This window comes from Streptomyces graminilatus, assembly GCF_001418565.1.
GTDB classification, from domain to species: Bacteria; Actinomycetota; Actinomycetes; order Streptomycetales; family Streptomycetaceae; genus Streptomyces; species Streptomyces graminilatus.
Genome location: NZ_LIQQ01000464.1, coordinates 1 through 7937, shown reverse-complemented (window position 1 = coordinate 7937; position 7937 = coordinate 1). Strand labels below are relative to the sequence as shown.

General features: G+C 68.1%; 8 protein-coding genes. 4 read left to right on the top strand and 4 right to left on the bottom strand.

Annotated elements, in window-relative coordinates; all coding sequences use genetic code 11:
- Positions 1-29: 29 nt before the first annotated feature.
- A complete protein-coding gene (locus tag AOK08_RS32895) occupies positions 30-956 on the bottom strand; it encodes a metallophosphoesterase (protein WP_055532853.1) in 927 nt (308 codons plus the stop codon).
- Positions 957-1034: 78 nt separating this feature from the next.
- On the opposite strand from AOK08_RS32895, the gene AOK08_RS32890 reads away from it, so the two are divergent.
- A complete protein-coding gene (locus AOK08_RS32890; protein ID WP_055532852.1) occupies positions 1035-1499 on the top strand; it encodes a GatB/YqeY domain-containing protein in 465 nt (154 codons plus the stop codon).
- Between the two features lie 133 nt (positions 1500-1632).
- On the opposite strand, the gene AOK08_RS32885 is transcribed toward AOK08_RS32890, so the two are convergent.
- Positions 1633-3957 carry a transglycosylase domain-containing protein gene (locus tag AOK08_RS32885; RefSeq protein WP_055532851.1) on the bottom strand — a complete coding sequence of 775 codons (2325 nt, stop codon included), beginning with the start codon at positions 3955-3957 and terminating at the stop codon, positions 1633-1635.
- Positions 3958-4377: 420 nt separating this feature from the next.
- On the opposite strand from AOK08_RS32885, the gene wblA reads away from it, so the two are divergent.
- A complete protein-coding gene (gene wblA / locus AOK08_RS32880; protein WP_055532849.1) occupies positions 4378-4716 on the top strand; it encodes a transcriptional regulator WblA in 339 nt (112 codons plus the stop codon).
- A 49-nt stretch (positions 4717-4765) separates the two neighbouring features.
- Here wblA and bagB read toward each other — a convergent pair whose 3' ends face one another.
- Together bagB and bagA are read right to left on the bottom strand one after the other, a co-directional pair.
- Positions 4766-6220, bottom strand: a complete 1455-nt coding sequence (gene bagB, locus AOK08_RS32875) for an ATPase BagB (protein WP_055532848.1) — start codon at positions 6218-6220, stop codon at positions 4766-4768.
- Positions 6217-7194 (bottom strand): ATPase BagA, encoded by a 978-nt coding sequence (gene bagA / locus AOK08_RS32870; protein ID WP_055532847.1) that lies wholly within the window; start codon positions 7192-7194, stop codon positions 6217-6219. The genes bagB and bagA overlap by 4 nt, the downstream gene beginning before the upstream one ends.
- Positions 7195-7289: 95 nt before the next feature.
- On the opposite strand from bagA, the gene AOK08_RS45110 reads away from it, so the two are divergent.
- Together AOK08_RS45110 and AOK08_RS32865 are read left to right on the top strand one after the other, a co-directional pair.
- Entirely contained in the window at positions 7290-7448 is a 159-nt protein-coding gene (locus AOK08_RS45110; protein ID WP_107101109.1) for a Sp36 family protein, read from the top strand.
- A complete protein-coding gene (locus AOK08_RS32865; protein WP_055532846.1) occupies positions 7445-7912 on the top strand; it encodes a RidA family protein in 468 nt (155 codons plus the stop codon). The genes AOK08_RS45110 and AOK08_RS32865 overlap by 4 nt, the downstream gene beginning before the upstream one ends.
- Positions 7913-7937 lie beyond the last annotated feature (25 nt).

The following is a 7937-nucleotide window of genomic DNA, read 5'->3' as shown; positions in this document are numbered from 1 at the left end:
GGGTGGGCTGTACGGGTGGGCCTCGCTGGTTACGGTCGTGGTGTCAGCGTCAGCAGTGTCGCTTCCGGCGGGCAGGCGAACCGTACCGGCGTGTAGCGGTTGGTGCCGCAGCCGGCCGAGACGTGGAGGTACGACGTCCGGCCCTCCGCCGTGTGCGTGGAGAGGCCCTTCACGCGGTCCGTGTCCAGGTCGCAGTTGGTGACCAGGGCGCCGTAGAAGGGGATGCACAACTGGCCGCCGTGCGTGTGGCCGGCCAGGGTCAGCGGGTAGTCGTCCGCGGTGAACGCGTCCAGGACCCGGAGGTAGGGGGCGTGGACGACCGCCATCGAGAAGTCCGCCGTATCGGATGGGCCGCCCGCCACCTCCTCGTACCGGTCCCGCTTGATGTGCGGGTCGTCCAGGCCCGTCAGCTCCAGCGACATGCCGTCGATCTTCAGCGTGCCCCGGGTGTTCGTCAGGTTCAGCCAGCCCGCCGTGTCGAAGCCGTCGCGCAGTTCCTCCCACGGGTTGTGGATCACGTTGACCGCGGGCGGGTTGCCGTTGAGGCCGTGCTTGCCCTGGGCCCTCTCCAGCAGATAGCGGGCGGGGTTACGGGGCTTGGGGCCGTAGTAGTCGTTCGAGCCGAAGACGTACGCGCCCGGGAACTCCATCAGCGGGCCCAGCGCGTCCAGCACCTCGGGCACACCGTCCGGGTCGGACAGGTTGTCGCCCGTGTTGATCACGAAGTCGGGCCGCAGACCGGCCAGGGAGCGGAGCCAGCGCTGCTTCTTGTACTGCCCGCCGACCATGTGGATGTCGGAGACCTGGAGCACGCGCAGGGGGCGCATACCCGCGGGCAGCACCGGCACGGTCACCCGTCGGAGGCGGAAGAAGCGGGTCTCGAAACCCACCGAGTAGACGAGGCCGGCGGCGGCAACCGCCGTGATTCCCAGGGGTACTGCGTTTCGCGCGCGCATGCGCCCATCGTGTCAGGCGGGGAGGGGCGGCGGAAATCCGCGGGCGCCGGGCTTGCCGCACCTGCGACAATCGATCCCATGACCACGCTCAAGTCGAAGCTCAGGGAAGACCTCAACGCCGCCATCAAGGAGCGCGACGAGCTCCGCTCCTCGACGCTCCGGCTCACCCTCACCGCGATCACCCAGGAAGAGGTCTCCGGCAAGGAGAAGCGCGAACTCTCCGACGAGGAGATCATCAAGGTGATCACCCGTGAGGCGAAGAAGCGCCGCGAGGCCGCCGACGCCTTCGCCCAGGGCGACCGCCCCGAGCAGGCCGAGCGCGAGAAGGCCGAGGGCGAGATCCTCGCCGCGTACCTGCCCAAGCAACTCGACGACGAGGAACTGGACCGGATCGTCGCCCAGGCCGTCGAGGAGGCGAAGGCGGCCGGTGCCGAGGGGCCGCGTGCCATGGGCCAGGTCATGAAGATCGTGAACCCGAAGGTCGCGGGCCTCGCCGAGGGCGGCCGGGTCGCCGCCGCCGTGAAGAAGCTCCTCGCCGGCTGAGACATCGTCGACTGAAACGGGACCGCGCCGAGGGCATTCACCCCCGGTGCGGTCCCGTTTCGTGTCAGACCTTCGCCGTCAGACCTTCGTTGTCGGACGTTCGCCGTCAGACCTTCGTTGTCAGGTCCAGGCGTCAGCCCCTACCACCACCGTTGCCATTCCCGTTGCCCTGGCTCTGGCCCTGGAAGAGGTTCGCCGGGATGGAGAAGGACGGCGACGGGAAGGTGGTGTTGCCGCCGTTGTTGGCGCCGCCGCCATCGGCGCCGCCGATGATCAGGCCACCGTTGTTGTTGCCGTTGTCACCATTGCCGCCGATGACGCCGTTGCCGTTGCCATTGGTGTCGCCATTGCCGTTCCCGTTCCCGTCGCCGCCGGGCTTCTCCTTCTTGCGCTCCGGGATGTAGACGAGGTTGAACTTGGCGTCGGGCCAGCCCTGCAGGGCGCCGGTCATCATGTCCCGCCAGATCGGGCCGGGAACCTCACCACCGAAGACCTTCTCGTGCTCGATCCCGCCGATACGGATGTTCCGCATCTGGCGCTTGTGGGCGGGGTCACCGACCCACACGGCGCCGGCCATGTTCGGCGTGTAGCCCACGAACCAGGCCGCGTAACGGAAGTCCGTCGTACCGGTCTTACCGGCACTTTGACGGTCATCGAGGCCCGCCTTCGAGCCCGTACCGTCCTCGACCACGCCCTTGAGGAGGGTGTTGACGGTGTCGGCGGTGGTCTCGGACATCGCCCGCGAGCAGGTCGACTTCGGGACCTGGAGCGACTTCCGCTGGTCACCGACGCGCTGGGTGATCGACTCGATGGCCACGGGCGTGCAGTACATACCGCGCGAGGCGAAGGTGGCGTACGCGTTCGCCATCGTCAGCGGCGACATCTCCTGCGTGCCGAGAGCGATCGACGGAGCCTGCTGGAGCTTCCTGCCGTCGGCCCGCTCGACGCCCATCTTCTGCGCCATCTCGGTCACCGGGCAGATGCCGATCGCGCCGATCATCTCCACGTAGTAGGTGTTGACGGACTTGGCGGTCGCCTCACTCATCGAGTACGGGCCGTGCTCCGACTCGTTCTCGTTGGTGAGCTTGACCCCCTTCTCGTTCCAGGTCTTGCCGTCGCACGCCGCGACCGGGCTCGGGTACTCCATCTCGTACGGCGAGGGGTACTCCTGCGTCGCGGGCATGCCGCCCTCGATCGCCGCCGCCGCCACGATCGGCTTGAACGTCGAACCGGGCTGGTAGCCGGCGCCGCCGCCCATGTCCTGGTCGACGGAGAGGTTGATCGCCGTCTCGTTCGCCTTGTTGTCGATGCCGTACGGCCGTGACTGGCCCATCGCCAGGATCTTGCCGGTGCCGGGCTCGACGATGGTGGCGGCGGTGGCCACCTCGTCGCTCTGGTTGACGTGTTCCTTGATGGACGCCTGCACCGAGTTCTGCGCCTGCGGGTCCAGCGTCGTACGGATCGTGAGGCCGCCCTGGTTCCAGATCTTGGCCCGGGCCTCCTTGGTCTTGCCGAAGACCGGGTTGTTCAGGAAGACCTCGCGGACGTAGTCGCAGAAGAAGCCCGCGCCCTTGACCGCCGCGATGCAGCCGTTCTTGGGCCGGCTGACCTTCAGGCCGAGCGGCTTCTCCTGGGCGGCGGTGGCCTCCTGCTGGGAGATGTCACCGACCTCCGCCATGCGCTTGAGCACGGTGTTGCGGCGCTTGGTGGCCTCCGCCGGGTCGTTCACCGGGTCGTACCGGGTCGGCGACTGGACGATGCCCGCCAGCAGGGCAGCCTGCGGGAGGGTGAGGTTCTTCGCGGACTTGGAGAAGTAGCGGCGGGCGCCGGCCTCGACGCCGTAGGCCTGCTGGCCGAAGAACGTGATGTTCAGGTAGTTCTCGAGGATCTTCTTCTTGCCCAGCTGCTGCTCGACCTGGATCGCGTACTTCAGCTCCTTGATCTTGCGGCCGATCGTCTGCTGCTGGGCCTGCGCGACCTTCGTCGGGTCGTCGCCGGCCTCCTCCACGAACACGTTCTTCACCAACTGCTGCGTGAGCGTGGAGGCGCCTTCCGCGACGCCACCGCTCTGCGCGTTCTTGTTGAGGGCGCGCAGGACGCCCTTGAGGTCGACCGCGCCGTGCTCGTAGAACCGGGAGTCCTCGATCGCGACGATCGCCTTCTGCATGTACGGCGAGATGTCCTTGAGCTCGACGACCGTGCGGTCACGCGAGTAGATCGTCGCGATCGGGCCGCCCTTGGCGTCCAGGATCGTGGTGCGCTGGCTGAGCGGCGGGCGCTTCAGATTGGCCGGGATGTCGTCGAACCCCTCGACCGAACCCTTGGCCGCGAGGCCGAGCGCGCCGGCGGCGGGCAGGGCGATGCCCGCCATGACTGCTCCCGCGAGCACGCTGACACCGAGGAACTTGGCGGCCTGCTGCGTTGCTGACAGGCCACCGCCCGAGCGCTTGTTTGGCATGAGGGCAGCCTACGTTCTCATTCGCCGGACACACGTATAGGCCTTGGCCTAAGCTGTTCACAACTGTCACAGCAGTGAGGTCACGTATCAATACGTCCGTGAGACCCGAATCGTTTCGGATGTAGCCCAACTTTTTTGTGGATTTTTTTGTGCGGTACGTGCCCGGATTCGCCTTGTGTGTCACATGGTGTCCGCTGTGACCCAGCTGAAACATCCCGCTTTGTCGGGATGGTCGCGCATGTCGGTCGCTCACTCCCCCGGGTGATCTGCCGCTTACCCATAGTCCGTTCGGGCCATTCAAGATTGGGCCCGAAGGGGGTGTTGCGCTGTGCCCTCCTTCCGTAACGTCCTCAACTGGCGGCGGTGAATATGCCGCTGCCGCCGTGGGGGAGCCTCGATTCGGGAGAGGACGGCGCCGGTATGGGCTGGGTAACCGACTGGAGTGCGCAGGCGGCCTGCCGCACTACCGATCCGGATGAACTGTTCGTTCAAGGAGCAGCGCAGAACAGGGCCAAGGCGGTGTGCACCGGATGTCCGGTACGCACGGAATGCCTGGCTGACGCGCTCGACAACCGCGTCGAGTTCGGCGTGTGGGGAGGGATGACGGAGCGGGAGCGCCGCGCACTGCTGCGCAGGCGTCCCACCGTCACCTCGTGGCGTCGGCTGCTCGAAACCGCGCGTACGGAGTACGAGCGGGGGGCGGGAATCCTGCCCCTCGACGAGGAAGAGGTGTACGAGAACTACTTGGCGGTGAGCTGAACCGTCGCGGCCGGTCGTAGCCGCCCCGGTTCGTCGCCGTACCTGTCGGTCACCCGTCTCCGGAAGTGCCGGAAGCGCTGGAAGTGCCGGAGACGCCGGAAGTTGCCGGGACCGTCGGCAGCTCCGGCTGTTGGGTCGCGAGCCGGTTGCCGATGTTCCGCAGGCCCGCGAGGTCATGTACGTCGCCGGGCAGTGCGGCGACCTCGGTCACCGCCACTTCCGGGTGGCGCGCGGTGAAGCGGTCACGTGTGCGCTGCTCGCGGGAGAGCAGTTGCATACGGTCGGCGTGCAACCGGAGCAGGCCCGCGGTGAGTTGCTGGACGGTGGGTGCACTCCGGTCGGCGGTCGGGTCGCTGTCGGTGGCGGTGGGGGAGCCTTCGACGTGCCTTTCGACGTGCCGTCCGGCGCGGCCTTCGGCAGGTCCGATGTGTCCGATGGGTCCTTCGGCGTCTGGACGGTCCGGACGGTCTGGACGGTCCGGGTGGTCTGGATGGTCTGAACTGCCGTACGTGTCGGGAGAGTTACGAAGTCCAGCTTTCCCGTCCTCCTGATCGACAATGCGGGGCTCTTCAAGATTTTCCGCGGCGGCGAGCGCACGCTCGGCGGACAGTTGGGCGGCGCCGCTGCCGTGGACCCGGTTGAGCACCAGTCCGGCGAGCGGCATGTCCTCCGCGGCCAGCCGTTCCACGAAGTACGCGGCCTCACGCAGCGCGTCCCGCTCCGGGGCCGCCACCACCAGGAACGCCGTGCCGGGCGCCTGCAGCAGTTGGTACGTGGCGTCGGCGCGGGTACGGAAACCACCGAAGGTGGTGTCCATCGCGGCCACGAACGTCTGGACGTCCTTGAGGAGTTGGCTGCCCAGGAGCTTGCCCAGGGTGCCGGTCATCATCGACATCCCGACGTTCAGGAACTTCATTCCCGCGCGCCCGCCCAGCTTCGCCGGCGCCGTCAGCAGCCGGATCAGCCGGCCGTCGAGAAACGACCCGAGCCGCTTCGGGGCGTCCAGGAAATCCAGCGCGGACCGCGAGGGCGGAGTGTCGACGACGATGAGGTCCCACTCGTCGCGCGACCGCAGTTGCCCCAGCTTCTCCATCGCCATGTACTCCTGCGTGCCCGCGAAGCCCGCCGAGAGCGACTGGTAGAAGGGGTTGGCGAGGATCGCCGCGGCCCGCTCACGGTCGGCGTGCGCCTCGACGATCTCGTCGAACGTACGCTTCATGTCGAGCATCATGGCGTGCAGTTCGCCGCCCCCCTCGACCCCCTTCACCCGCCGCGGCACGTTGTCCAGCGAGTCGATGCCCATGGACTGGGCGAGCCTGCGGGCCGGGTCGATGGTGAGCACGACCACCTTCCGCCCCCGCTCGGCGGCACGCAGCCCGAGCGCCGCCGCGGTGGTCGTCTTGCCGACCCCGCCGGCCCCGCAGCACACCACGATCCGCGTCTTCGGATCGTCGATCAACGGATCCACCTCAAGCACGCGCGCGGGAGACAGCCCATGGCTCATGACACCCTCTGCTTCCGCAGTTCGTTGGCCAGTGCGTACAGACGGGCCAGATCCATGCCCTCGTTGAACAGCGGCAGTTCGTGCAACGACAACCCCAACTCGCCCAGCACGGCACGTTGTTCATGTTCCAGCGCGTACCGCTCCGCGTACTCCTCGGCCTGGGCAAGCAGCGGGTCCACCAGCTTCTCGGCGTTCCCGCCGCGCCGCGCCCCGCCGAGCCCGGCGGCCGACAGCGACCGCGCGAGACCGGTGCGCGGAGCCGCTCGTACGAGCTCCAGCTCCGCCTCGTCCAGCACCTCGGGCCGGACCATGTTGACGATGATCCGCCCCACTGGCAGTTTCGCCGCCCGCAGCTCGGCGATACCGTCCGCCGTCTCCTGGACGGGCATCTCCTCCAGCAGCGTCACCAGATGCACCGCCGTCTCCGGCGACTTGAGTACGCGCATCACCGCCTGCGCCTGATTGTGTATCGGGCCGATCTTCGCGAGGCCGGCCACCTCGTCGTTCACGTTCAGGAAGCGCGTGATGCGGCCGGTCGGCGGGGCGTCCATCACGACGTGGTCGTACGCGAACCGCCCGCTCTTGTCCTTCCGCCGGACCGCCTCGCACGCCTTGCCGGTCAGGAGTACGTCCCTGATCCCGGGGGCGACGGTGGTGGCGAAGTCGATCGCGCCGAGCTTCTTCAGGGCGCGGCCGGCGCTGCCGAGCTTGTAGAACATCTGGAGGTAGTCCAGCAGCGCCTGCTCGGGGTCGATGGCGAGGGCGAACACCTCCCCGCCCCCGGGAGCGACGGCGATCTTCCGCTCCTCATAAGGCAGCACTTCTGTCTCGAAGAGCTGCGCGATGCCCTGCCGGCCCTCGACCTCGACGAGAAGCGTGCGCTTCCCCTCGGTGGCGAGGGCGAGCGCGAGCGCTGCGGCGACCGTGGTCTTTCCGGTCCCGCCCTTACCGCTGACGACCTGGAACCTGCTCACGTATTCGAGGTTAACCAGTCCGGCCCGGACCTACGCCGGAGGCTGTGGACAACGTGGGCGCGGGATGCCCGGCGCCAGCGGATAAAGTCGCCCCCATGACCAAGTGGGAGTACTCAACTGTTCCGCTGCTCGTACACGCCACGAAGCAGATTCTGGACACCTGGGGCGAGGACGGCTGGGAGCTCGTCCAGGTCGTGCCCGGGCCGAACAACCCCGAGCAGCTCGTGGCCTACCTGAAGCGGCCGAAGGCATGAGCGCGGTGGAGGCACGCCTCGCCGAACTGGGGCTGACCCTGCCCGCGGTCGTACCGCCGCTGGCCGCGTACCAGCCGGCCGTACGGTCGGGGGTGTACGTGTACACCTCGGGCCAGCTTCCCATGGTGGACGGGAAGCTTCCGGTGACCGGCAAGGTGGGCGCGGAGGTGACGCCCGAGGAGGCCAAGCAACTGGCCCGTACGTGTGCGCTGAACGCGCTCGCGGCGGTCAAGTCGGTCGCCGGTGACCTCGACCTGGTCGCGCGCGTCGTGAAGGTCGTCGGCTTCGTCGCCTCGGCCCCCGACTTCACGGGCCAGCCCGGCGTGATCAACGGCGCGAGCGAACTCCTGGGCGAGGTACTGGGCGACAAGGGCGTCCACGCCCGCAGCGCGGTGGGCGTGGCGGTACTCCCGCTGGACGCCCCTGTCGAGGTCGAGATCCAGGTGGAGCTGACAGGGGTGTAACCCACCCCGAGCGGTGTCTCCCGCC